This window comes from Arcticibacter sp. (assembly GCF_045629565.1).
GTDB lineage: Bacteria > Bacteroidota > Bacteroidia > Sphingobacteriales > Sphingobacteriaceae > Arcticibacter.
The window spans coordinates 1-24,582 of record NZ_JAZQRL010000020.1; the positions used below are offsets into that span (position 1 = coordinate 1).

The 24,582-nt window shown below is 47.8% G+C and carries 15 protein-coding genes; 5 read left to right on the top strand and 10 right to left on the bottom strand.

Features of this window, described 5'->3' with window-relative positions; translation table 11 throughout:
* From ACKI5J_RS02445 to ACKI5J_RS02455, 3 genes are all read right to left on the bottom strand, one after another.
* The coding region (locus ACKI5J_RS02445; protein ID WP_407426152.1) for a TIM-barrel domain-containing protein at positions 1-2,824 on the bottom strand (2,824 nt) is incomplete at its 3' end.
* Positions 2,825-2,936: 112 nt separating this feature from the next.
* Entirely contained in the window at positions 2,937-7,097 is a 4,161-nt protein-coding gene (locus ACKI5J_RS02450; RefSeq protein WP_407426154.1) for a two-component regulator propeller domain-containing protein, read from the bottom strand.
* Positions 7,098-7,258: 161 nt separating this feature from the next.
* A complete protein-coding gene (locus ACKI5J_RS02455; RefSeq protein WP_407426156.1) occupies positions 7,259-9,463 on the bottom strand; it encodes a glycoside hydrolase family 3 C-terminal domain-containing protein in 2,205 nt (734 codons plus the stop codon).
* A gap of 351 nt (positions 9,464-9,814) precedes the next feature.
* Here ACKI5J_RS02455 and ACKI5J_RS02460 point away from each other — a divergent pair, with 351 nt between their 5' ends.
* Positions 9,815-11,020 carry an MFS transporter gene (locus ACKI5J_RS02460; protein WP_407426158.1) on the top strand — a complete coding sequence of 402 codons (1,206 nt, stop codon included), beginning with the start codon at positions 9,815-9,817 and terminating at the stop codon, positions 11,018-11,020.
* Here the strand turns inward: ACKI5J_RS02460 and ACKI5J_RS02465 are convergent.
* The 3 genes from ACKI5J_RS02465 to ACKI5J_RS02475 all read right to left on the bottom strand — a co-directional run bounded on the left by ACKI5J_RS02465 (position 11,017) and on the right by ACKI5J_RS02475 (position 14,080).
* Entirely contained in the window at positions 11,017-12,264 is a 1,248-nt protein-coding gene (locus ACKI5J_RS02465) for a glutamate-5-semialdehyde dehydrogenase (RefSeq protein ID WP_407426160.1), read from the bottom strand. The genes ACKI5J_RS02460 and ACKI5J_RS02465 overlap by 4 nt on opposite strands.
* A gap of 2 nt (positions 12,265-12,266) precedes the next feature.
* Positions 12,267-13,346, bottom strand: a complete 1,080-nt coding sequence (gene proB, locus ACKI5J_RS02470; RefSeq protein WP_407426162.1) for a glutamate 5-kinase — start codon at positions 13,344-13,346, stop codon at positions 12,267-12,269.
* A gap of 68 nt (positions 13,347-13,414) precedes the next feature.
* A complete protein-coding gene (locus tag ACKI5J_RS02475; protein WP_407426164.1) occupies positions 13,415-14,080 on the bottom strand; it encodes a metal-dependent transcriptional regulator in 666 nt (221 codons plus the stop codon).
* A 120-nt stretch (positions 14,081-14,200) separates the two neighbouring features.
* On the opposite strand from ACKI5J_RS02475, the gene ACKI5J_RS02480 reads away from it, so the two are divergent.
* Both ACKI5J_RS02480 and ACKI5J_RS02485 read left to right on the top strand, forming a co-directional pair.
* The gene (locus tag ACKI5J_RS02480) at positions 14,201-16,657 is read left to right on the top strand and encodes a TonB-dependent receptor (protein ID WP_407426166.1); all 2,457 of its coding nucleotides are present in this window, start codon (positions 14,201-14,203) and stop codon (positions 16,655-16,657) included.
* Between the two features lie 182 nt (positions 16,658-16,839).
* The gene (locus ACKI5J_RS02485) at positions 16,840-18,042 is read left to right on the top strand and encodes a porin (protein WP_407426168.1); all 1,203 of its coding nucleotides are present in this window, start codon (positions 16,840-16,842) and stop codon (positions 18,040-18,042) included.
* A 146-nt stretch (positions 18,043-18,188) separates the two neighbouring features.
* Here ACKI5J_RS02485 and ACKI5J_RS02490 read toward each other — a convergent pair whose 3' ends face one another.
* From ACKI5J_RS02490 to ACKI5J_RS02500, 3 genes are all read right to left on the bottom strand, one after another.
* Positions 18,189-18,953 (bottom strand): SDR family NAD(P)-dependent oxidoreductase, encoded by a 765-nt coding sequence (locus ACKI5J_RS02490; RefSeq protein ID WP_407426170.1) that lies wholly within the window; start codon positions 18,951-18,953, stop codon positions 18,189-18,191.
* Positions 18,954-19,020: 67 nt separating this feature from the next.
* Complete coding sequence (locus ACKI5J_RS02495) at positions 19,021-20,241, bottom strand: Gfo/Idh/MocA family protein (RefSeq protein WP_407426172.1); 1,221 nt, start codon at positions 20,239-20,241, stop codon at positions 19,021-19,023.
* Positions 20,238-21,296, bottom strand: coding sequence for an FAD:protein FMN transferase (locus tag ACKI5J_RS02500; RefSeq protein WP_407426174.1), 1,059 nt, complete (start codon positions 21,294-21,296; stop codon positions 20,238-20,240). The genes ACKI5J_RS02495 and ACKI5J_RS02500 overlap by 4 nt, the downstream gene beginning before the upstream one ends.
* 274 nt (positions 21,297-21,570) lie before the next feature.
* Between ACKI5J_RS02500 and bla the strand changes: the two genes are divergently transcribed.
* Positions 21,571-22,476, top strand: a complete 906-nt coding sequence (bla, locus tag ACKI5J_RS02505; RefSeq protein WP_407426176.1) for a subclass B3 metallo-beta-lactamase — start codon at positions 21,571-21,573, stop codon at positions 22,474-22,476.
* Between the two features lie 88 nt (positions 22,477-22,564).
* On the opposite strand, the gene ACKI5J_RS02510 is transcribed toward bla, so the two are convergent.
* Positions 22,565-23,848: an MFS transporter gene (locus tag ACKI5J_RS02510; RefSeq protein WP_407426178.1), complete on the bottom strand. Its 1,284-nt coding sequence runs from the start codon at positions 23,846-23,848 to the stop codon at positions 22,565-22,567.
* 488 nt (positions 23,849-24,336) lie between these two features.
* On the opposite strand from ACKI5J_RS02510, the gene ACKI5J_RS02515 reads away from it, so the two are divergent.
* On the top strand, positions 24,337-24,582 hold a 246-nt coding region (locus ACKI5J_RS02515), incomplete at its 3' end, for a hypothetical protein (protein ID WP_407426180.1).

The window sequence follows — 24,582 nt, forward strand, 5'->3', positions numbered from 1 at the left end:
TATATTTTACGGTGTGACTTGCATTCTGATTGAAATCAAGTGCCTTTGCCGACTTCGCGCTGATCACGACAATACGGATCGTACGGTTCTGCAGCATTCCTTTGAAAGTACCTTTGCGGGCAGCGATGGTCAGGGATTTAGACGCTTCATTGTAATTGAAATCTATCGTAGAGAAAGCACCTTTTTCATAGTTGTAGTTTGTTCCCTCATCTTCATATAAAGAGAACTTTGCATCTTTTCCAGTGTACACGAAAAGGGTAAGCGGATCTGCAGGTTTTTCTGAGGTGTATTGCAACTCAGGCCCTGTAGGAAGAATGGATCCTTCTTTAACAAATACAGGCATTTGCTCATATGGCGCATCCACGCTGATCTGCTGTCCGCCTTTGTAGTATTTACCGGAGTACAGGTCGTACCAGCCTTGTCCGGAAGGAAGGTAAACATCGCGGTCCCTGTCTTTGTATTTATAAACCGGGTTGATCAGTAAGGAAGGTCCGAACATGAAAGCATCATTCAGATTCGATGCTCTAAGGTCCTGTGGAAAATCCATCATTAATCCACGCATCATGGTATAATCCTTCTGGTAGGTATTTCCGGCCAGCGAATAGATGTATGGCATCAACCGGTAGCGCAGCTTATTGTAATACAACATGGATTTGTATGCGGGATGCGTTTCCGGAGCGATGTTGTATATCTCTCTGAAAGGAAACTGTCCGTGTGAGCGGAACAAAGGCACGAAAGCACCGAACTGATACCAGCGGGTATTGAGCTCTCTCCACTCTTCCAGGTCTGCACCTTTGGCTTGCTCATAGCGTCTTTCTACAGAGAAACCGCCGATGTCCATGGTCCAGTATGGCATACCAGACAGGGAGAAGTTGATTCCTGCACCGATTTGTGCTTTCATATCTTCCCAGCGGGAAGCGATGTCACCGCTCCATGCTGCAGCCGCATACCGCTGTAAACCTGCATAGGCAGAACGGGTAAGGATAAATACACGGTTGTTGGGGTTTGTTTTACGTTGTCCTTCGTAAATACCTTTGGCATTCACCAGCGGGAAAGCATTGAAATAGGTTGTTGATGATCCTTCGTAAGTTGGGTTCATCAGATCTTTACGGTCTTCCACAGACAGGTTAGAATGCATATCCGGCTCTGTAGCGTCCATCCACCAGGCATCAATTCCTTTGCTGTACAATCTTTTATTCACGAGATTCCAGAGGGCCTGACGGGCTTTAGGGTTGAAGGCATCGTAGAAAGTATTGGAATATCCTTTTCCAATCCAGTCCAGGCGACCTTCTTCTATGTTTCTCTTGTATAGAAAGTTGTTTTTATCAAATTCGTCATAGACATCGAAGCCTTTATTAAACTTAGGCCATACGGATATCATCAGATTTACATGCTGCTGATGTACCGTTTTGATCATCTGCTCTGGTGAGGCAAAACGAGCGGGATCAAACTCCTGACTTCCCCATTCGGGTTCTTTCCAGTATGACCAATCCAGTACGATGTTGTCCAATGGAATCTTTCTGGAGCGGAATTCCTTTACGGTAGAAAGGATATCGTCCTGTGTTTTGTAACGCTCTCTGCTTTGCCAGAAACCCATTGCCCATTTCGGCATAAGCACTGCTTTTCCAGTTACGGTGCGGTATCCGGAGATCACCTGGTCTGCATTCTGGCCGTAGATGAAATAGTAGTTTACGGCTTGACCGGATTCGGAGCTCAGCGCAAAAGTGTTCTTCAGCTTTTCAGGAGCCGGCGGCAGACAGGTCAAGCCGAGATAAGATTCTCCCCCATCAGGGATCCATTCGATCTTAACTTTGGTTTTCTTATCTTTCTGCAGTTGAAGGTCCAATGTCGCAGAACCGGAGTTCCAGGCCTGACGCCAGAAATCGGCGACCAGTTTGCCATCGAACCATACTTTTATATAGCCTGCGTATTTCAATTGCAGCTGGTACAACCCACCAAGGTCGCTTTCCACAGTTCCTTCGTAGTTTACGATGGCATCCTGCATTTTAATGTTTTTTGGAAATTTGTGCTGATCTGTTAACCAGTTCATGGAAAGTTCGGAAACCGGGCGTGTGAACAATACCTTTTCCGGTGCCGTTCTAAGCGCATAGCTGGCCGTTAGCCATCCTTGTTTGTTGTCTTTGGAAAACAAGCGAAGCGCAGATAGCGGCTGGTAGTCCCGGACATCACCCGCACGGGTGATCGAGTAGTTGTCCCACAGCAGTCCGTAGCCTTTGTTGGAGATGAAGAAAGGCACAGCGATCTCTGTGTTGTACTGAACCAGGTCTACCCTGCGGCCCCTATAGTTCACGATGCCTTGCTGGTGCTGACCAAGCCCGTAGTAGGCTTCGTTTTCCTGCGCATCAAATATTTGGGACACCTGGTAAGAAGGCTCGCCATTGAAAACCCTAGGTACGAGTGCAGGGTCAACGACTTTACTTTGGGATAGCAACACCGTACCGTTAAGATCACGGTAGGTGATCAAGCCAGTTTCAGTTGAAACCTCTACTTTCAGCGCACCTGTCTTCAGCGTCACCATTTGGTTTTCTGAATCTGCGGTAAATTGTGCCTTCGGACCTGAGGTCTTCACGGACATTAACGAACGCTCTGCAGGGAACTCATCGGTGGCAGTTGCAGTTACATGGATGATCTGTTCAGATACAGGTTGAAGACGGATTTTTTTGATTCCGGTTAAGGAATGGTGAACGGAGACTTCGATACCCGAAGCTGTTCTCACGTAGTCCTTGCCCTGCTGGGCTTGGGCATTGAGGCAGACGAAGAAGCTGCCTAAAAAGATCATGGAATTGATCCTGAGTCTAATCATAAGATGCATGATGGTTTATATCCAGTTAATTGGCCTAAAAGTAGGCCGAACTGAAAATCCAAAGGGCATGCAAATGATAACAATAAGGTATTGAAATGTTAACAAAACGTCCTTATATCTCTTTCACGGTCTTTTTGCCGGATTTTGAGCTTGCATAGGCGGATGGGAGCATGTCAAACTCCTGCTTAAAGTACTTACTGAAGTGTTTGGGATTGCTGAAGCCCACCTGGTAGGCAACCTCGGCAATGGTGAGCTGCGATTCCAGCAGTGGTTTCGCCTTTTGGAGCCGGTAAAAGCGGATGTATTCCACAGGCGATTTGCCGGTCAGCGGCAGGATCTTTTTGTACAGGCCGACCCTGCTCATGTTCATATCTGCACTGAGCTGATCTACCGAATAGGACGAATCTGCGAGGTGTTTTTCGATGTGCAGGGAGAGCTGCCGGATGAACTTATCGTCGACAGACTCGATGTTGTTTTCCACCGGCTTGACCGCTACCTGTTTCTGATAGGTCTTCCTGGATAAGGCCTGCTGCAGGAGCAGGTTCTTGATTTTGGACAACAGGATCTCGAAGTTAAAGGGCTTGGTCATGTAGTCGTTGGCACCCGTTTCCAACCCGGTCAGCTGCTGATCCTCATTGGTCAGTGCAGTTAGAAGAATTACCGGGATGTGCGCCGTGCGCTTGTCGGTTTTTATTTTCTCGCAGAACGCAATGCCGTTCATTTCAGGCATGCTCACATCACTAACCACAAGGTCGGGATGCATAGAAAGCACCTTCTGCCAGCCCTCCTTACCATTTACCGCCTCAACGATCTGGTAGAACTCCTTCAGGTTATCTTTCAGGTAAAACCTGAAGTCGTCATTGTCTTCTACCAGCAGCACGATCGGCTTTTTACTTTTGAGATCAACGGGCGTATCGGGGAAGGCTTCTTTACCACGCGTTTCCGGCGGGCTGATCAGCAGCTGTTCCGGCTCCTCTGGAAGTAATTCAGCTGACGGGGCTTCTGCTGCCCGGCTTTCCTGGAAGACAAAGATCATGGTAAAAGTACTGCCGGAATCCAGTATGCTATCGACGAAGATCTCGCCGCCATGAAGTTTGACGAACTCCCTGGTAATGGAAAGACCGATCCCACTGCCCTGATTGACTATAGAATCCGGGACATCACTCTGGAAGAACCGGTCGAAGATCCGGTCTTTCTTTTCCGGATCTATACCGATACCGGTATCCTGAACCTTTATCACCAGTTGGGTATGCCGCTCCGCCATCTGACGTGTTTGCAGCTCAACCTTGACTGCACCGCCCTGGGGGGTAAATTTAAATGCATTCGATAAGACGTTGAATAGGATACGCTCCATCTTGTCGTGATCAAAAGCAGTGAAAAGACTATTGTGCACAGTATTAAAACTGAGCGTAATGTGCTTGCGCTCGGCGACATCGCTGAAGGAAAGACAGAGTTCACGTAAGAAGGCGATGATGTCTCCCGGTTTCGGGTGCAATTTCAATTCATGTACCTCCATCCGTCTGAAATCGAGCAGCTGATTGACCAGGTTCAGCAGGCGCCGGCCGTTGCGCTGGATCATTTGAAGCTGTGGCTTCTCCGAGTCTCTGGCCTGGCGGATCAGTTTCTCCAGCGGCGTAATGATCAGCGACAGCGGTGTGCGGAATTCATGGCTCACATTGGTGAGGAACTTGATTTTAAGCAGGTCCAGCTCATGCATTCTTTTTGCCTGCTGACGTTCCTGTTCGACCATAAATTCTTCCCTTGCACGTTGGATGCCACGTTTACGCATATACAGCAGTCCGCCGCCGATAAACAGGACATAGCAGATGTAGGCTACATTGGTACGCCAGAAGGGTGGAGAAATGAAGATCTTCAGGCTGGTTTCATTGTTCACCCAGTTGCCCGATGCATCTGTAGATCTTACCTTGAAGGTATAGGCTCCTGGATCGATATTGGTATACGCCGCCCGGCGGATATCACCCGGAAGCTCCTGCCAGCCCTGGTCGAAACCTTCCAGTTTGTACTGGTACTTTATTTTACGCGGACTAAAGAAGTTCAGTGCCGCAAACTCAAACGTGAGCCCATTCTGGTCGTAGCGCAAATTCAGGGTGTCGGTAAAAACGATAGAGTTGTTTAAGATAAGCTGTCCATCCATTGGCTGTCCGATGCTGACGGCCTGGTTGGCGATCTGCAATCCGGTCAGGACGATGACAGGTTTACTGTTGTCACTCCTGATGTTTTCCGGTCTGAAGAGGTTAAAACCATTCGCCCCGCCAAAAAGGAGCTCACCCGCGCGGGTACGGTATCCGGCGTTCGCATTAAAAGCGCTGCCCTGAAGACCATCATGTTCATCGTATTTTCTGAAGGCGTACGAGAATCCGGTTGGCTGCAGCTTTTTCACCAGGATTTTGAAAAGTCCGTTTGACGTACTTACCCATAGATTTCTGCTGTCGTCTTCAACAATCTTTAAGGTGGCTTTTTCTGTCAGGCCCTCCTTGCTGCCAAAGTTTTTAAACTGCCTGGTTTTCGGGTTCAATCGGCTCAGACCTTCACGTGTTGCAATCCAGATGAAGCCATAACTGTCCTGCATGACATCATACACAATATTGTTGATCAGCGTATTCGCTTTTCCTGGTTCATTCTTGAAATGCACGAAACGGCCGTCGGGTGTGAGCTTATCTACCCCCTCGGAACTGCCGATCCAGAGATTGCCTTGGCGGTCTTCGAGCAGGCAGGAGATAAAGTCTGAACTTACACTATTTGGCTGTCCTGCTCTCTTATGGATGAATGTTCCCGTGCGCCGGTCGAGCCTGTCGAGCCCCCCGCTAAGAGTTCCTACCCATAGTCGGCCCTGACGATCTTCGACGATGTCCCATACGCGGTCATCGGCAAGACTCTGTGGATCCTGCGGATTGTGCCGGTAGTGCTTGAAATTTTTGCCGTCGAAGCTGCTCAGCCCGCCGAAGTACGTACCGATCCAGAGGATCTTCTGTTTGTCGATGTACAGGCTGACAATGATGTCATTACTCAAGCTATTCGGGTTGGATGCCTGGTGTGCATACCTGGTAAACTGACCGGTTTTACGGTTGAGGTAGAAGAGCCCTCCCCCGTTGGTACCAATCCAAAGGTTTCCTTTTTCATCTTCGACGAAGCGGTTCACATCATCATACGTTAATCCGTGGGGATTTGCGACTTGATGCCGGTATAGGGGGAATTTCAGGATCTTTTCATGGTAAAAGCTTATACCTTTCTTGAAGGTGCCGATCCAGATGATACCGGAATCGTCTTTGTATAGACTGGTGATGCTATTCTGGCCGATGCTTTTCACATCATCTTCCCTGTTGACCAGGTAGCTGATGCGGAAAGTACTTTTATCGAGCAGGTTGATGCCACCATGGTCGGTACCGATCCAGATCAGCCCATTGGAATCCTGCAGGATCCCGTTGATCAGATTGTTATTGAGTCCGGCGGGTCCTTTGTCGATATACCGCTTAACCCCACTGCGCGGAGAATAGTAGTCGATACCATGCTGGTTGTTGAGCGTATAGATCCAGAGGTCAGAACTGCTGTCGACGAAGAGCTGATATTCCGCTAAGGCCGTAGATGTTGTCTGCCGGAAAAGGTCAATTCTGCGGGTAACACGCCCCGTCTTGTGGTCAAGCGCCTCTATGGATTTATCCTGGTGGATAACCCAGATGTCGCCCTCCGGCCCTTTGTGTATGGCTGCAACCGGGGCGTTTGCCAATGTGGATCCTTTGCTTCCATTACAGGTAAAGTGGAGTGTTCTGCGTGTGGAAACATCGTATTTAAACAGCCCGTCTGCTGCTGCATTAAACCAGAAGTTACCTTCTGCATCTTTGAGGATGTCACGGATTTCACGTGCCTTGATATTCAGCCGTTTTAGGTAGCCGTTCACATCGCGGATGAAGCTTTGGCTGATGTTGTCGTAGACGTTGGCACCACTTCTGGTTTCCAGGTACAACTTATGATCCGGAAGTTCAAAGATGTTCGTTATGAAGTCGTCGGCAATGGAAGTGGTGTCACTTGCTTCATGCCGGAAGGTTTTAAACTGGTAACCGTCATAACGGTTTAATCCGGACAGGGTTCCAAACCAAAGAAAGCCCTTGGCGTCTTTCAGGATCGCATTTACCTGATTGTGCGACAAGCCATTGGAAAGATCGATCCTGGAAAACTGGATCTGATCCTGTTGGGCAAATGCAGTAGTCGATATTAAAGCAAATATCAGTATAACAAAGTATTTCTGCAGCGACATTTAGTTTAATTCACACCTGAGGTACCTATTCAGGGGGACAAAATTACACTTTTTGATGCAATATATGCCTATGCTAAAATTATACTGCCGTTGCCGCCCCGGGTAGGGCTAAATCTTTGTTATACTGATTTGTTTATTTTTACAGATCGATTCTCTTTATGCTATAGGTCGATGCTCCGCGAACCGCGGATGTCATCCGATGCTGCACCAAGCAGGATGGTATATCTTCCAGCTTCGTGCACCCATTCGTTGCGGGTTTCGTGGAAATATTTGAAGCTATCTTCATCCAGGCTAAGTTCGACCATTTTGGATTCCCCAGGTTTAAGGAACACCTTTTTAAAGGACTTCAGTTCCTTCTCCGGGCGTTTCAGTTCTGATTTATTCTGGTTTACGTAGACCTGGACAACTTCTGCACCTGCTCTGGAACCATTGTTTTTAACCCGTACCTTAACGATCACGTTCTTTCCTGCTTTGGTAACGGCCATCTCGGAATAGCCGAATGTGGTGTAGGACAAGCCATGGCCGAAGGCAAACTGAGGTTTAACTTTATAGGTATCGAAGTAACGGTAGCCCACAAAAATATCATCGTTGTATTTAACGATACCATTTGTACCCAGGAACTCACCCAGTTTATGCGCAGGGGAATCGTTAAGCTTTCTAGGAAAGGTCATGGGTAATTTTCCCGACGGGTTAACCTCACCGTAGATCACTTTGGCAAGTGCATTGCCGCCTTCCATACCTGGATACCATCCTTCAATTACGGCAGGGGCATCATCGATCCATTCCGAGACGTCGATGGGTCCGCCGCCCATCAGTACGATGATGGTTTTAGGATTTGCTTTTAGAACCGCTTTGATGAGCTTATCCTGCCTGAAGGGCATTTCAAGGCTCGGCTTATCCACACCCTCTGCGTCATAAGCATTGTCATCCCATTTGGCGTAGTCGTACCCATGTGTCCACCCGCAGAATATGATGGCTGCATCTGCGCTTTTTGCTGCAGCAACCGCTTCATCGATGAGCCGCTGATCGGCTTTCTGGCCTCTCGCGATGGTATATCCTTGTGCGTATGCTATAGTCGTCTGTTTACCAAGCAGGCTGGTTAGGCCCTGTAAAGGAGTGATTTCATATTTGGCTTTCACCTGCGAGCTGCCGCCACCCATGGAGTTTTCTCTTGTTGCATTCTGGCCAATTACAGCAATTGATTTTACTGCTGCTTTTTTCAATGGTAACAAGTGGTTCTCGTTTTTCAAAAGCACGATGGCTTCTTCTGCAACTTTCAATGCCGTCAATTGATGTGCTTTGGTGTTGTAGCTTCCTTTAGCACGTTTTCCATCGATCATCTTGGTGCTGTACATCACGCGAAGTATGCGTCTCAGCTTCTCATCAATCACAGAAACCGGTACCGTTCCATTCTTCACCATGGTCAATGCCGAATCGGCCAGGAAGAAGCGGTCGTAGATGTTCTTATCCTGAGTGCCTTTGGCGGCGTCCGTCTGAGATACGCTGCTGTACATCAGCATCAGGTCTGTACCCATTTCCAGGTCTGTCCCATTCAGCAATGCTTCTTTCGTATCGTGTACGGAACCCCAATCACTCATCACCAGTCCTTGAAATCCCCACTGTCCTTTCAGGATATCGTTCATCAGGTATTTGTTGTGGGTTGCATACTGTCCGCGAAACTTGTTGTAAGATCCCATTACGGAGTGCACGTGACCTTCCGTTACTGCAGCTTTAAAAGCAGGCAAATAGATTTCTCTTAAGGCACGCTCACTCATCTGCACGTCTACGGTACCCCGGTCCGTTTCTTCATTGTTTGCGGCATAATGTTTTACGCAGGCGGAGACTCCTTGATCCTGCACACCTTTAATGTATCCGATGGCCATTCTTCCGGAAAGGAATGGATCTTCACTCAAATACTCGAAGTTACGACCGTTCAGCGGACTGCGGATGATGTTTACACCGGGGCCCAGGATGATGTCTTTACCACGGTAATTTGCTTCGCTGCCCAGTACCGATCCGTAGGCATATCCCAGTTGTGTGTTCCAGGTTGCCGCAAGTGCATTGCCGGTAGGCAGGTAAGTGCCTGCATCATCGACACCCTCATCCAGTGTCCAGTCGCGTCCGTGTTCCGGGCGTACGCCATGCGGGCCATCCGAAGTAGTGATTTCTGGAATGCCCAGACGTTTAACGCCGGTTGATGTAAAGGAAGAATTGGCATGCAGCATGCCGATCTTCTCTTCCAAGGTCATCTTGCCGATGAGCGTGGTAATTTTGGCTTCGGTCGCCGGATTGTAGAGGGCCTGCGCCTGCACGGCACCTGTGGAGAACAGAAGCGCTGCACAGATCAGATATTTTTTTGTTGTCATGTGTATAGATAAATGTTTATGTGGCCGCTATGCGTTTCAAGCGTCAGTATGATCAAACGCAGATTGTAAAGGTATCCTCGTTTTGTCAGAAGCGGGGTATGGGAATGTTAACGTTTGGGTATGTGAATGTAAACGAAAGCTCCTTGCTTGTCGTTTCATGTTGTTTTCACCATATATTTCTCTATTTTCAAGAATTATGACGCCACGGGTTAAATCGCGGCAAATACGGAAACGTAATTGGAAAACCACAGTTCATGTACAGCAGAAATAATGATGGTCTGATTTTGGTGTTTGCATGAGGGCTTCGTATTCCGGTTACTTCACCCAGCTATTCAAAACAATTAAATACCAATGAAAGAAAAAGACGCTAAACCTGCCCTGCAGCTCAGCCTGGTTTCACTTATGATTGGCGGCCTGAGTATAGGCATGACGGAGTTTCTGATGATGGGCGTACTTCAGGATGTCTCCAGAACCATAAACATTACGATTCCCGAAGCGGGACATCTGATCTCCATCTACGCATTAGGTGTGGTGATCGGCGCACCACTGCTGGTCGGGATTGCGGGTAAGTATCCACCTAAGCTCGTGTTGATGGGTTTAATGCTGATGGTATGTGTCTTCAACTGCTTTTTCTCCCTTGCACCCAACTATCCGATGCTGATGGTCGCACGGTTTTTCGCAGGCTTACCCCATGGTGCTTTCTTTGGAATGGGCGCAGTAGTGGCTAGCCGCCTTGCACCTCCGGGCAGGGAAGCGCGGTCTGTCGCGGTGATGTTTGCGGGCCTGACGGTGGCCAACATCATCGGTGTGCCCCTGGGCACGTACATCGGACACAATTTCAGCTGGAGGATCTCCTTCGGACTGATCTCTGTTGTGGCGCTACTCGCGATATTAAGCCTAAAAGTATGGATGCCGGCATTGAGGCCGGCAGCACAGATGAACTTCAGAGAAAGTCTTAAGATATTTGGAAAGATCGACATGTGGCTTGTTATTGGCATATCGGCGATCGGAACAGGTGGTTTTTTCGCCTGGATCAGCTACATCGCCCCGGTAATTACCCATGTATCGGGTTTCAGCAGCAACATGCTGACGGTGATCATGGTAATTATCGGGCTGGGTATGGCCTTCGGAAATTTCGTGGGGGGCAGGCTTGCCGACCGGTTTTCACCGCTGCTTACGACGTCACTTTTGCTTGTTTGTATGATGTTTGCCCTGGTTACTTTCGCCATCCTTGCCAAATACCAGCTGCCGACGATAGTGATGACCTTCCTGACTGGTGCCATTGGGTTTGCGGTTATCGCCCCGATGCAGATCCTGATCATGCAGGTTGCCAAGGGCGCCGAAATGCTTGCTTCTTCTGTGCTGCAGGCTACAGGGAATTTCGGGAACGCATTGGGTGCCTACCTCGGCGGTCTGCCTATCGCCGCAGGCATGGGTTACACTTCTCCGGAATACGCCGGCCTTTTGCTCGCCTTTTGTGGATTTTGCTTCTGCATAGGGCTGATCTGGAGAAGGAAAAAGCAAGCCAAGGCAGTCCCCTCATTGGAAATAAGCTAGCTTCTGGTTTGTCCATTTCCCCTCACGATCCATTTGTAGGTCGTTAGTTCAGCGAGTCCCATCGGCCCACGGGCATGAAGCTTTTGCGTGCTGATGCCAATCTCCGCGCCAAGGCCAAATTGTGCGCCATCGGTGAAGGCGGTAGAAACGTTGGCATAAACCGCAGCAGCATCAACCTGGTTAAGGAAAGATTCAATGGTTACCGGGTTCTCTGACACGATTGCTTCGCTGTGTTTGGAGCTGTAGGCATTTATATGTGACAGTGCGGCATCAAAATCCGGCACGGACTTTACGGCCATCTTATAGGAGAGAAACTCAGTTCCGAAGTGTTCAGGCTGGGCCTGATGGAGTAGATTGGCGGGATACTTCCCCTCCAAGATGTCGTAGGTTTTTTCATCTGCGAACACCTCCACGTCAGATTTAACCAGGGGTTCCAGCAGATCCGGCAGCTCTTCAAGTCTCGACTCATGGATCAACAGGCAATCCAGCGCATTACATACACTTACCCTCCGGGTTTTGGAATTGAAGATGATGGCTTTGCCTTTCTCCGGATCTCCCGCTGCGTCAAAGTAGGTATGAACAATGCCGGCTCCGGTCTCGATCACGGGAATCTTACTGTTCAGGCGTACATAGTCGATCAGCTGCTGACTGCCTCTGGGAATTAAGACATCCACATAACCGTAGGCATTCAGTAAGGCTTCTGTTGCTGCACGTTCGGCTGGGAGCAACAGGGCTACCTCCGGCGTAATTCCGTGACGCTCCAATACCTGATGAATGACGGCAATGACTGCCCGGTTGGAATCATCGGCATCGCTTCCACCTTTTAACACGGCAACATTCCCCGTACGGAAGCAGAGGGCAAATACGTCTGCAGTCACATTTGGACGTGCCTCGTAGATGACGCCAACGACGCCCAATGGTACGCTCACCTTGGAAATATGCATTCCATTCTCCGCGTCATGTTCAGAAAGCACCGTCCCGACTGGCGTAGCCAGACCGGCCACTTTCTTCATATCGCCTGCTATGGAAGAGATTCTATCTGGTGTAAGCAGCAGCCGGTCGTACTTTGGATCCTCCGGATCCATTCTGGCAAGGTCCAGTTTATTGGCTTCGATCAGCGCGTCGGTTGCGCCGACCAGCGCTTCCGCGACGTCGTACAGCACCTGCTTAATGGTATTGTCGGTTAACTTGACCAACGCATGGGAGGCCTTAACCGCTTTTTCGAAATATTCTTTGTATTCCATGACTAAACGACTGGATAAAAATAATTGTAATGGACCAATGGGCGCTGCTTCTGCTCCCCGATGTGCGCCCGTGCTTTATCAGCCCCATATTCTGCCACACCCAGGCCAATGAGGTGTTCCTGCGTATCGACAAGTTTAACGATGTCTCCTTTTTTAAATTCCCCGGTGATTTGTACGATGCCAACCGGCAATAAACTGCTTGCCTTTCCGGACAGCAGGGCTTCCTTTGCACCAGCATTTAACTGTACAATGCCAGTTGCTGCATTTTCCGAATGGGCGATCCACTTTTTCTTTCCGGAGGTGTTCTTCTCCGGAGCAAACCGGGTGTGCACCAGGGTATCTTGCAGAACCCCTTTCAGGATGTCAGGTGTGGTACCATTCGCAATCATCACGGGGATTCCAAGTTTAGCTACCTTCTGCGCCATGCTCAGCTTTGTGACCATTCCTCCCCTTCCGAACCCGGATTTGCCGGTGGTGATAAATGATTCAATGTTCCCCTGTCCTGCGCGGATTTCCCGTATCACCTCTACTCCCTCAGATTTCGGGTTCCCGTTGTAGATTCCATCTACATTGGAAAGAATAATCAACGCATCTGCGTTGAGCATGGAAGCGATCAATCCGGCAAGTTCATCGTTGTCTGTAAACATCAGCTCTGTTACGGAAACGACATCATTTTCATTAACAATGGGGATTACCTTATGCTGGAGGAGAATCTCGAGGCAGTTCTTGATGTTGAGGTAATGCATGCGGTCGCGAAAATCCTCTTTTGTTACCAGGACCTGAGAGCAGAGCATTTCTTGCTTTTCAAAAAGCTGCATATAGGTATTAATCAGTTTGATCTGGCCGATGGATGCAAGCAACTGCCGGGCCGCAACGGCATTTTGTTTCTCCGAGATGGAGATCAGGCTTCTTCCGGAGGCGACAGCACCTGAGGAAATCAACACCACCTCTTTGCCCGACTTCTTCAATGCAACGAGCTGCTCCACCAGGTGTTCAAAGCGCTTCAAGTCTGGTAGTCCATCTTCCCGGGTTAAAACATTCGAACCTATTTTAATGACTATTTTCTTGTAAGCAGCATTCATAATGAAGTGATAGACCTGTGTAGGGGTAAATCTATAGTTTATAAAAGGTTTTCACAAATTCCGGAAAGCTAAGATCCCAGCTCGTCGATCAGAATACTTTCACCGAACTTTAAAGAAACCGTCGCTTTTGCATCATGGTCAATACGAATCATCAATGATCCGTCGTAAGGTATTTTTTCCAGCAGTTCTATGGTTGTGCCGATCCCGATATTCAACCGCTGCAGGTACTGCAGAAAAGTACTGCTGGTATCGCGCACAGCAGCGACTTTGTACACGCATTCCTCCCGGGCCCCGGCAAGCGTTTGGGAGTACGACTTGGGTACCTTGCCGTTGGCTTTGGGGATGGGATCACCATGGGGATCATATTCTGGAAAACCCAGGAATTTCTCCAGGCGATCTGCCAGTGTGCTGTCCTGAATGTGTTCCAATTCTTCGGCGATATCGTGGATCTCATCCCAGTTGTACTCTAATTTTTCCAGAAGGAACACTTCCCATAAGCGGTGACGACGTACAATCAGCAAGGCACTTTTTTGTCCTAATGCGGTTAAGCTCACGCCGATCTTCTTATCGTATTCAATCAGGTTTTTGTCCACAAGTTTCCGGATCATATCTACCACAGACGCCGGATTGTTTTCCAGCGCATCTGCGATGGCTGTGGGCGTAATTTTCTGTCCATTTTCCTGTGACAACCTGTATATCGCTTTTAAATAGTTTTCTTCTGAGAGGGAATACATAAAAATTTTCAGTTTCAACAAAACTAGTAAAAGCTTGAATAATAAATAGGATTAGGTAAAACAAATTTATTTACTTTGCAATGCAAAATATTAATATTAGACGTACCTAATTTAAGAACGATGAAAACACTAAGTTTACTTGCACTGACATTCCTCTACCTTTCTGCAGCAGCGCAGACCGGATCACTTCGTGGACGCCTGACTGCAGACGATGATTCCGTTTTAAACAGCACCATAAGGCTGGTCAACACATCCTATCAAACCAAGTGCACTCCAGATGGATCATTCGTATTCAGCAGCCTGCCTGCAGGATCGTATCAGCTCCGCGTAACAAGTATTGGCTATCTTCCGGCGCAACACACCGTGCTCATCCGGGCCAATGAGGTAACGAGCATTGACATACGCATTGAAGCGGATCATGCGAGGCTCGACGAGGTGGTCGTCACAGGCGTTTCCAGCGCAAGCAGTGTGAAAGAAAGTCCAATCCCCATTTTAACCGTGCCGACCCGGAAGATCGATCAGGCAACGGAAAGTAATGTCATTGATGTACTGGTAAAGCATGTACCCGGGTTAACGGCCGTAAAAACAGGACCGAACATCTCCAAACCATTCATCCGCGGATTGGGTTACAACAGGGTGCTTACTTTGTACGACGGGATGCGCCAGGAAGGACAGCAATGGGGTGACGAGCACGGCCTTGAAGTTGATGCCTACAATATAGACCGTGCAGAGGTTGTAAAAGGGCCCTCAAGTTTGATCTATGGTTCCGATGCACTTGCGGGCGTAGTTGGAATAATACCATCCATGCCGGTTGCCGCAGACCAGCAGTTGCATGGAAAACTTATTACAGAATACCAAAGCAACAATGGATTAATTGGTAACGGCTTACGCTTGAGTTATGGAGGCGAGCATTGGTCCTCTATTGTAAGGGGATCCTACCGCATAGCGAAAAGCTATCAGAATGCAATTGATGGCAGGGTTTACAATACCGGTTTCCGTGAGGCGAATGCTTCCGGAACGCTGAAGTACAACAATGAGCATGGGTTCTCTACGTTGAATTTCACCTACTACAACAACTTGCAGGGTATACCTGACGGTAGCCGCGATTCGCTGACACGCAGGTTTACGCATCAGATTCAGGAAGGAAATGATGATAATATCAAAAACCGTCCGGTCGTACCGGATGCAAGCCTTAATTCGTATGCACTAAGTCCATTACATCAGCATATTCAACACTACCGCTTGTACACGAACAACAAATATAAAATCGGCAACGCGGAAATCGAGGCATTGCTTGGATTTCAACAGAGCAACCGGCGCGAATACACCCATCCAACCGCTCCGGAGCAGGCCGGACTCTCTGTAAAACTGAATACCGTCAACTATGGCTTAAACTACAATATGCCTGCTTTTGCAAACACGACATTGTCCTTTGGATTCAACGGCATGTATCAGCGGAACAAAAGTAAAGACGCAACGGACTTCCCGATACCCGACTATAGTCTTTTTGAGGGTGGGATCTTTGGCTATGCAAAGTGGAAGCGGAACAAATGGACACTGGGCGGCGGACTCAGATATGATCAGCGGAATGTGAGTGGAGATGACTTCTATACACGCACAGACCTGGCGACAGGGTTTGACCAGCATGCAATCCATCAGATCACTTCTACCGACTACCTCCAGTTTCCCGCATTCAAGAAGCGATTTACCGGTGTTTCGCTCGGGCTGGGAACAACTTACCAGGCGAATGATCAAATAAGTTTTAAAGCGAATATCGCAAGGGGTTACCGCGCGCCGAACATTACAGAACTTGCGGCCAATGGGCTCGATCCAGGGGCGCATATCATTTATCGGGGAAATCCAGACTTTAATCCGGAATTCTCGTTACAGCAGGACCTTGGATTTGAAATGACCGGTACAGCCATGCAAGCCTCACTGAGCATCTTTAACAACAACATCAATGATTATATTTTTTTAACCCTGGATACGGACCAGCAGGGAAATGCCCTTACGGATGCACAGGGGAACAAGACATACGAGTATCAGCAAGGGAAAGCACATTTATATGGGCTGGAGGCAATATGGAACCTGCAACCGCCTTTCTGGAATGGTTTTTCCTTCGACAATGCCCTGACGATTACCTACGGATACAACCGGAATCCGGTGTTTAAGAACCAGAAAACAGAAGGTGAATACCTCCCGTTAATTCCGCCGGTCCGCGTGTTGAGCAGCATAAGCCAGGATATAGCGTTTAAATCTGAGATCATCTCTAAGCTAAACCTTAAAGCAGAAGGCGACTTCAGTGGAAGACAGAACCGCTATTTAGGATTGAATGGAACAGAAACTGCAACGGCAAGTTACCTGACGGTAAATCTGGCCGCCGGATTGCAGGTTCGTTATTCAAAAGGACACAACCTCCAATTTCAGATTGGTGTAAATAATCTATTTGATGCAGCCTACCAGTCGAACTTGAACCGCCTGAAGTATTTTGAGTACTACAATGCTGCTCCAGGTGGCCGCCTGGGGATTTACAACATGGGAAGAAGCTTCAATTTCAAGCTTATTGCCGCTTTTTAAGGCAAGCGCGGAAACGACCTGATGAAAGAATTGACCGTTGGATTATTCCCCTATATAGTGCATTACTCATGCGCAATATATATTACTTTAATGTTAAGACTTAACATTAACTTATTATAGCGGTAATGCTGGGTTCACGTTGGCGTGGTTCTTTTGTAATGTAAAATCACAGCAAATTAACGATGCGTTTAAAACATACACTAACCTTTGCAGCCCTTTTAATATGCCTTTTCGGATGGACGCCGGCACAGGCACAGGACAAGGAAAAAGAACCAAAATGGTACGACACCTTCAACATCCGCGGCTATATGCAGGTTCGTTACAACCGGCTATTGGAGACGAACGACAAATTGAAGTGTGAACAATGTGACAAGAGCTGGGGTGAGAACGGAGGCTTTCTATTGCGCCGTGCCCGCATCGTTCTTTCCGGCCAAATTGGCAAGCAGGTATACTTCTATTTTCAGCCCGACTTTGCCAGTTCAGCATCCTCCTCTGGACTGAACTTCGGACAAGTCAGAGATGCATACTTCGACATTGGACTGGATTCAAAAAATGAGTACCGCTTCCGGGTAGGACAGAGTAAGATCCCCTATGGCTTTGAGAATATGCAATCCAGTTCGAACAGGTTGCCACTTGACCGGAACGACGGCCTGAATAGTGCATTCAGCAACGAACGGGATCTGGGTGTTTTCTTCTACTGGGCCCCGGAAGACAAGAGAAAACTCTTTGCCAGTCTGGTAAAAGATGGACTGAAGGGCAGCGGTGACTACGGTGTGTTTGCATTTGGGGTGTTTAACGGTCAAGGTGCGAACAAACCTGACCTGAACAGGTCCCTTCATACGGTTGCAAGGGTAAGTTACCCTTTTGAAATTGGAAATCAGGTGATTGAACCGGGAATTCAGGCCTACACCGGTAAGTTCGTGGTTCCGGAAGATGAGATCTCGGAGGGTGTAAAGTTTCTGGATGGCCGTAACTACCTCGACCAGCGTGTTGCGGCATCTTTTGTTCTTTATCCAAAACCATTTGGTATTCAGGCGGAGTTCAATGTTGGCGAAGGGCCAGAATACAATAAGCAAACGGATTCGATAGAGGTACAGAACCTTAAAGGCGGCTATGTCACATTTTCTTATATGATTAAGAAATTCGACCAGACCTTCATTCCATTTACACGCGTTCAATACTACGACGGCGGGAAAAAACATGAGCTGGATGCACGGAGTTACAAGGTGAACGAGCTGGAAATCGGTATGGAGTGGCAGCCGGTGAAACAGTTCGAGTTTGTGGCCATGTATACGATTTCTTCCCGAAGATTTGAAGATAGAATCTTGCCGGACAACGCCCAGCACGGAAATCTCCTGCGGCTGCAGGCACAATTGAATTTCTAGGCAGCACACAAATATATTTTGAACACTTACGATCCCACAGGGGTCTTATTGCAAGCGAAGCTTTAGATGATCTCTGGGGCTTCGCTTTTTAATAAGCCTATGTTACGACGGTTGTTCCAGTTCAACAATTGTCATCTGAAGCGGGTCTAACTTCTTAGGTATGATGCACCATTGATGTCTACAATGCCAGCAGTGGTAAATTCAAGCCCTTCACTGGCATAAACCGCTACCAACCGTGCCACCTCTTCAGGTTTGGCGACACGCTCAAAGGGACTTTGCTGCTTGATCGCTTCGCCAGACGCACCGTTCAATTTCTCTGCCGCCATTTCCGTAGACACAAAGCCAGGCGCAATGATGTGAACACTGATGTTGTGCGGAGCGAGCACGAGTGCAAGCGACTGGCTCATGGCATTAATACCTGCTTTGCTCGCGCCGTAAGCTGGGTTTTCGGGCTCTCCTCTGAAAGCACCCCGGGAAGAAATATTGATGATCTTCCCTGCCTGCTGCTTCACCATCAGCTTCGAAGCAAAATAACACATATTGGCCGGGCCAATCAGGTTGGCGTTCAGTGTATCTTCCCAACGCTGCTGCCATTGGTCAAAATCTGTTTCCAGGATTTTGTGTGGAAGATGGACAGCGGCATTATTCACCAGTATATCCAGGCGATCATAATGTTCCTGAAACCATGCAAAAAGCTGCTGAATAGATGTGGGATCGGCGAGATCCAGTTGGTATATGCGGTGATTTCCAGGACCAAGCTCTGCAAGGACCTGCTCTGCAGCTTCCTTATTGGCCTGGTAGGTGATGATCACGTTGGCTCCAGAAGCAGCGAACAGCTTAGCAGTGAGACTGCCGATCCCTCGGGAACCGCCAGTGATCAGTACCGTCTTGTTTGTAAAGTCGAAGGTCATATTAAAAATGTGTTGGTTGTAAGATCCTTAATTATCATCGAAATGCCCAGCAGCAGCGGTAAAAAGTTTATTTGCCAGGTCCCGGCGCCAGGTCGTACTTAGCATTCCATTTCTCGATTGTTTTCCCAAATAACGAACGGTTGATCATATCAACAGTGATTGCGGTCTTTGCTCCGGTATAAACATCTGAGGATGGCGCCTGCAGTGTACTCACGCAGTTGTAGAAGTCTGTCAGGGCATACCATGTGCCGTCCTTCAAAGGTCCTGTTTCAACGGGAATACCCCCATCTTTATTCCAGGTAATCCGGGTTGCACCGGTTACCCCGTCAACGGTTTCATGAAGTTCCTTCAGCGCCTTCTTTTCCGGGTAAAATACAGCCTGATCCACCAGGAGAGATATTGTTCCTTTGGATCCCTTAAATTTAAACAGGTATCCATCATGGCTATTGGCGCAGGTTGCGCCGAAATTACCGATCATTCCCGCTTTATCGTATCGAAGAACCGCCTGAACGTTATCATAGGTCTCCCGGCCGTCTTTATAGTTGTCGATGCCGCCCGTACTGTATACTTCATCGACATGGGTGTCGAAAGTCCAGTTGACGAAATCTATCTGGTGAGACAAAAGCTCCGCCGGTAGGCCGCCGGAGTATGATTTATACATGCGCCAGTTAATCTGCTTTTCAAGCGACGGGTCCGGTACCGGCCTCCGCCAGTTCCCGTTTCTATCCCAGCGGCAATCAATTTGCGTAACTTTCCCAAGGTAGCCTTTGTTGATCATCTCCTTCACCTTAAAATACAGCGGGGTATAGCGGTATTGATGACCGACCTGCAGAATCTGCTTCGGTTTCGATTGTACAATATCCACCAGCTCGATCGCTTGTCTGGTGTTGTAAGTCATTGTTTTTTCAAGATAAACGTGCTTTCCAGCCTGTATAGCATCTTTAGCGATCTGAAAATGCATATTCAATGGTACGGCGATAAGTACCGCATCAACGTTTTTGTTGTCCAGCACCGCCCTGTAATCTTTCGCAGAAGTGGCGGAAGACATCAGTTTCCGGGCATGTTCCAGGCGAAAGTCCAGCACATCGCATATCGCAACGATCTGGTACTGCGCTGGAAGCTGCAGGAGCACCTGCATCAATCCCGTGCCCCGGTCTCCGCAGCCAATAATGGCTACATTAATGCGCTGTCCCTCCAGGAAAGGTGTCACCGCTTTAAGAACAGTGCTGCCTAAAAGCATTGATCCGCCAGTGAGCCCGGCAGTTTTTATAAAATCTCTTCTGATCATTTCTTTTTTATTTGTTTAAATAAGCGTTTAAAGCCAGTCGAGGCTGTATCCGCGATAGATCCGTCTTCTTTTTGGTATATCAGATATATCTCCATCTCCGGATGGGACTTCAGGAATTTGAATGAATTTTCAACACCCATTCCCATGAAAACATTGTCAAATGCATCTGCGGTCATGGCTTCTTTTGTAAAAACCGTAGCACTGATCATCTCATTCTGGAAAGGATATCCCGTAAGTGGGCTAATCAAGTGGCTGATTTTTTTACCACGACTCGTATAATATTTGTGATAATTCCCGGACGTGGTTATTGCACCTTCAGGGATCTCGAGCACGGTTTCCATGGATTCCGGATCCATCCCATCGTCTCTGGGTGACTGAATACCAATGGTAAAAAACGTATTGCTGGACTTCTTAACACCTTTTACGCGGATCTCACCCCCAAGTTCAACCATGTAATCATGGATGCCCCGCGTTTCCAGAAATGAAGCGAGCACGTCCACCGAGTACCCTTGTGCGATGCCGTTAAGATCTATCTTCACCGCCGGATCCGTTTTAAGTAAAGAATCCTGTACGAGCATGAGCTTATCGGATCCCACATGTTTCGTAAGCTCGCGGATCAGTTCATCGCCAGGCAATGAATCCGACGGCAGCCGCCCGAAGTTCCAGGCTTGAACCAATGGAAATACGGTGATGTCAAACATCCTTCCGGAATCCCGGTAAACGTCCAGTGCACGTGATGCGACCTTCCTGAAATGGCGGTCCATCCGGACGCCAGACTTAGAACTGTTGAAACGGTTGATGAGCGACTCGCTTTTGTACAGCGACATGGAAGCATCGATTTCATTCAGGATGCTGTCAATCTGCAGCGAAGTAATTGGCTGCCCCGCTGTAAAGTACGTAATCGTGTAGGTTGTTCCCTGGCCATATCCGGTCAGGCTATACGCTTCAAATTTCTCCTGGTGCTGGGTTTTTAATTCTCTGTGCGGTAAAGCACCGGATTCCTCCAAGCCAAAAAACAGGGCGATTATTCCTATGGCGACATATATCAGATACATCCTGTTTGCAGTTGAAATTTAACGTGTAATCCTGCTTGTTTCAAGGAGGCTTTTACCGGAGATATCGTCTTTGTTAATGACTTGAAACTGTTTTCCCCCTTTAGCATACCTACTTCAATAATTGGTTAAATTATAACATTGACGTTTAAAAATGCAAATTCGCGTAAATTGAGACAAAATTGATACGGACGGCGCTGGCATTCACAATTGTTCTGTGTCTACCTTCGTTACTATTCTACCGCTGTCTCTATAGTGTGTTGAAATTTTTATAAATATGTCGAAATCTGCTACTAAAATCATCGCGTTGCTCCTTGTGTTTTCATGCTTAAGCTTCCTCGCCGCTGCACAAACGGTACATGAGCCTCAGAACAATCCGCCTGAATGGTCTAAGCCCTATCCACCCTTCAGAATTGCAGGAAATCTATACTATGTGGGTACTGATGACCTGGCTTGCTATCTGGTAGTTACGCCGAAAGGGCACATCCTGATTAACACCGGACTGGCATCCTCAGCTTCAATGATTAAGACAAGCGTGGAAGCGCTTGGCTTCAAACTACAGGACATTAAAATTCTATTGACCACACAGGCCCATTTCGACCATATGGGCGCGATGGCGGCACTAAAAAAAATGACCGGGGCGAAAGTCATGGTGAATGAAAGAGATGCAGCAGTGATGGAAGACGGTGGTCAGTCAGACTATGCATTGGGTGGTGCGGTGAGCAGTTATCAACCGTTAAAACCAGATCGCCTGTTGCATGATGGTGACACCATAGTCTTAGGTGATTCACGGCTTGTCATGCTGCACCATCCTGGACATACCAAGGGCTCCTGCAGCTATCTGTTCGATGTTAAAGATAAACAGCGCGCCTATCGTGTGCTTATTGCCAATATGCCCACGATCGTTACTCAGAAAAACTTTTCGGACATCCCAGCCTATCCACAGGTTGCAGAAGACTTTGCCTATACATTGAGTGCCATGAAAAGGCTGTCGTTTGACATCTGGCTAGCGACACATGCCAGCCAGTTTGGCCTCCATCAGAAGCACAAGCCTGGCTCGGGTTACAATCCGGCGGCTTTTATAGATCGAAAAGGCTATGACATGGCATTGCCTGAGCTGCAAGGACAATACGACAAAAAGGTGGCAAAACCGAACCTCACACCGGAGCTATCCACGAAATAAGCAGTGGCTTCCTTTGCACTACTGATCCGTTAGCAGAAGCAGGCCTTCATGGTTGCACTTAGCTATGCTCATTCCGGTATCCGTCACGCTATGTAGCTTGCAATACCGGAGGCACATTCGCTTTTTTCCTTGATCGCATATAGATCAGGAGCAAGGTAAACAGCACAACCAGGATGACCGGAATGACCAGTGTTAACCTTAATACTTCCGGCCCTGCCATGCTCTTCGCCTGCTGAACAGCAGCGCCCATCGGTGAATCCAGGGGGGCAGATAAGTAAGTTGCGGCGACCGCATCTGCCGGCAAATGGTTCACAATAAGATCATCATAATGCTTGCCCATGAAGATGCTGTAGATGGAGACGGCAAACATTCCGGCACCGCCGATCAGGTTTAATCCCAGTGCGCCCGACTGCGGAATATTTTCAGCCACAAAGCCAATCATCGTCGGCCAGAAATAACATACACCAACACCAAATACAAATGCGGCTAGGAAAATTGCGTTGCCGGTCAGTGTGCTTAACAGGTACAAACCCAGGGTTGCCACTATTGCAGAGATTAACAACACGCCTTGTGGAGAGAACTTATGGACCACTGGCTCCGCGAATCCACGGCCTATTACCATCACGCCGGTTGTCAGGGTCAATATCAATATCGGATTATCGGTCACATTCTTCAGCAACACGTCAATCCACTGACCGGTAAACAACTCCGTTACGGCAGTACCGAACATGCAGATAAACATGAATATAAAAAGCGGAGAAACGACTGCTTTGTACATATCCCCGGTCGAATAGCCTGAGGACACCCGTTCCGTTACCGGGAATTTGAGCGTAGAAAAAAGATAGCCATAGATAAGCGTCGGAATGAGCATCATGGCTACCTGCACCTGCCAGCTTATCGCTATGGAGTTGAACAAAAGCACCATCAAAGTACCCAGCATAATTCCACCAGGAAACCAGAGATGAAAGTGGTTGAGTTTGGTGGTTTTGTTCGTCGGGTATAACGACGCGACCAGCGGATTGCATGCAGCCTCTACCGTTCCGTTTGCGATCCCGATCAGTAAGGTAGAAATGAACAGCGTCCAGTAACCACCAGCAAATACAGTCATTAAAATTCCGGCGATATGAAGTACGAATGCCATCACAAGCAATTTCTTCATGCCAATGGTGTCGACAATAAAGCCACCAAAAATTATGGCCAGTGGAAATCCCCAGAAGGCCGCGGCGGTAATTACACCTAGTTCCTTGTTGCACAGGTGAAAGTCGGTTCCTAACTTATTCATGATTCCTGCCCGGATACCAAAGGAAAGTGCCGTTACCAATAATGCTAAACAACTCCCCCAAAATAATTTGTTACGTTCAATAGATTCCATAGTTTGTAATTAGAGATTATACTTTGATAATTATGACTTCACCACAAGGGCTACAAGCTTTAGCGTAATTTTCTTACAACAATTGGTACAGGCTTGAGAATATATTTGGTTACTGATCAAATGACTGCTTAACACCTCATCGGACAAGGGAGTTAATTGTGCATTTAATAATTGTTAATCAAATTAAACAAAAACTTTTGGAAGTAGAAATATTTGTTCAATACATAGAAATTTCACGAGTAGCATACCAGAAAGGTTGAATACTTGCACATCGCAACAGCTCTTCCCGCCGTTATTTTCAAAATCAAAATTCCCTCAAACGCAGCGACAAGGCTGGATTAGAAACCAAAGTTAATTTCTATGGTAAGAATTTTGCTAGCTACGCTGCAAAGCAGAATTTATCCAGCATTCACAAGCGCATGCCCTGCAGAGCGCCATGAACATGGGATAAAGGACGCTGGGACACCTAAAAACACTTTTATACACCTATGAAAAACATACAAACCCTGGAAGATGTACTGAATACACCACAAAAGAAGCTGGCCTTCTTTCAAAATCTGGTTCTTGTTGCCGCGGCCGACAATGTGCTCGACAACGATGAAAGTGAATTGCTGTTGTTTATTGGCGATAAACTCGGACTCACTTCCGAGGAGGTAATGCCGATGGTCGACAACCTTCCCATACTGAGTTTCATTATTCCGGAGGATGGTCTGCAAAGAACTTTAGAGCTCCAA

Excerpts from the sequence above, each read along its gene's own strand:
- ACKI5J_RS02465 (WP_407426160.1), bottom strand. The coding sequence starts at position 12,264 with ATGGAATACAAAGAATATTTCGAAAAAGCGGTTAAGGCCTCCCATGCG.
- ACKI5J_RS02480 (WP_407426166.1), top strand. The coding sequence starts at position 14,201 with ATGAAAACACTAAGTTTACTTGCACTGACATTCCTCTACCTTTCTGCA.
- ACKI5J_RS02500 (WP_407426174.1), bottom strand. The coding sequence starts at position 21,296 with ATGTATCTGATATATGTCGCCATAGGAATAATCGCCCTGTTTTTTGGC.
- ACKI5J_RS02510 (WP_407426178.1), bottom strand. The coding sequence starts at position 23,848 with ATGGAATCTATTGAACGTAACAAATTATTTTGGGGGAGTTGTTTAGCA.
- ACKI5J_RS02490 (WP_407426170.1), bottom strand. The coding sequence starts at position 18,953 with ATGACCTTCGACTTTACAAACAAGACGGTACTGATCACTGGCGGTTCC.
- ACKI5J_RS02475 (WP_407426164.1), bottom strand. The coding sequence starts at position 14,080 with ATGTATTCCCTCTCAGAAGAAAACTATTTAAAAGCGATATACAGGTTG.
- ACKI5J_RS02495 (WP_407426172.1), bottom strand. The coding sequence starts at position 20,241 with ATGATCAGAAGAGATTTTATAAAAACTGCCGGGCTCACTGGCGGATCA.
- ACKI5J_RS02455 (WP_407426156.1), bottom strand. The coding sequence starts at position 9,463 with ATGACAACAAAAAAATATCTGATCTGTGCAGCGCTTCTGTTCTCCACA.
- ACKI5J_RS02450 (WP_407426154.1), bottom strand. The coding sequence starts at position 7,097 with ATGTCGCTGCAGAAATACTTTGTTATACTGATATTTGCTTTAATATCG.
- bla (WP_407426176.1), top strand. The coding sequence starts at position 21,571 with ATGTCGAAATCTGCTACTAAAATCATCGCGTTGCTCCTTGTGTTTTCA.
- ACKI5J_RS02485 (WP_407426168.1), top strand. The coding sequence starts at position 16,840 with ATGCGTTTAAAACATACACTAACCTTTGCAGCCCTTTTAATATGCCTT.
- proB (WP_407426162.1), bottom strand. The coding sequence starts at position 13,346 with ATGAATGCTGCTTACAAGAAAATAGTCATTAAAATAGGTTCGAATGTT.
- ACKI5J_RS02460 (WP_407426158.1), top strand. The coding sequence starts at position 9,815 with ATGAAAGAAAAAGACGCTAAACCTGCCCTGCAGCTCAGCCTGGTTTCA.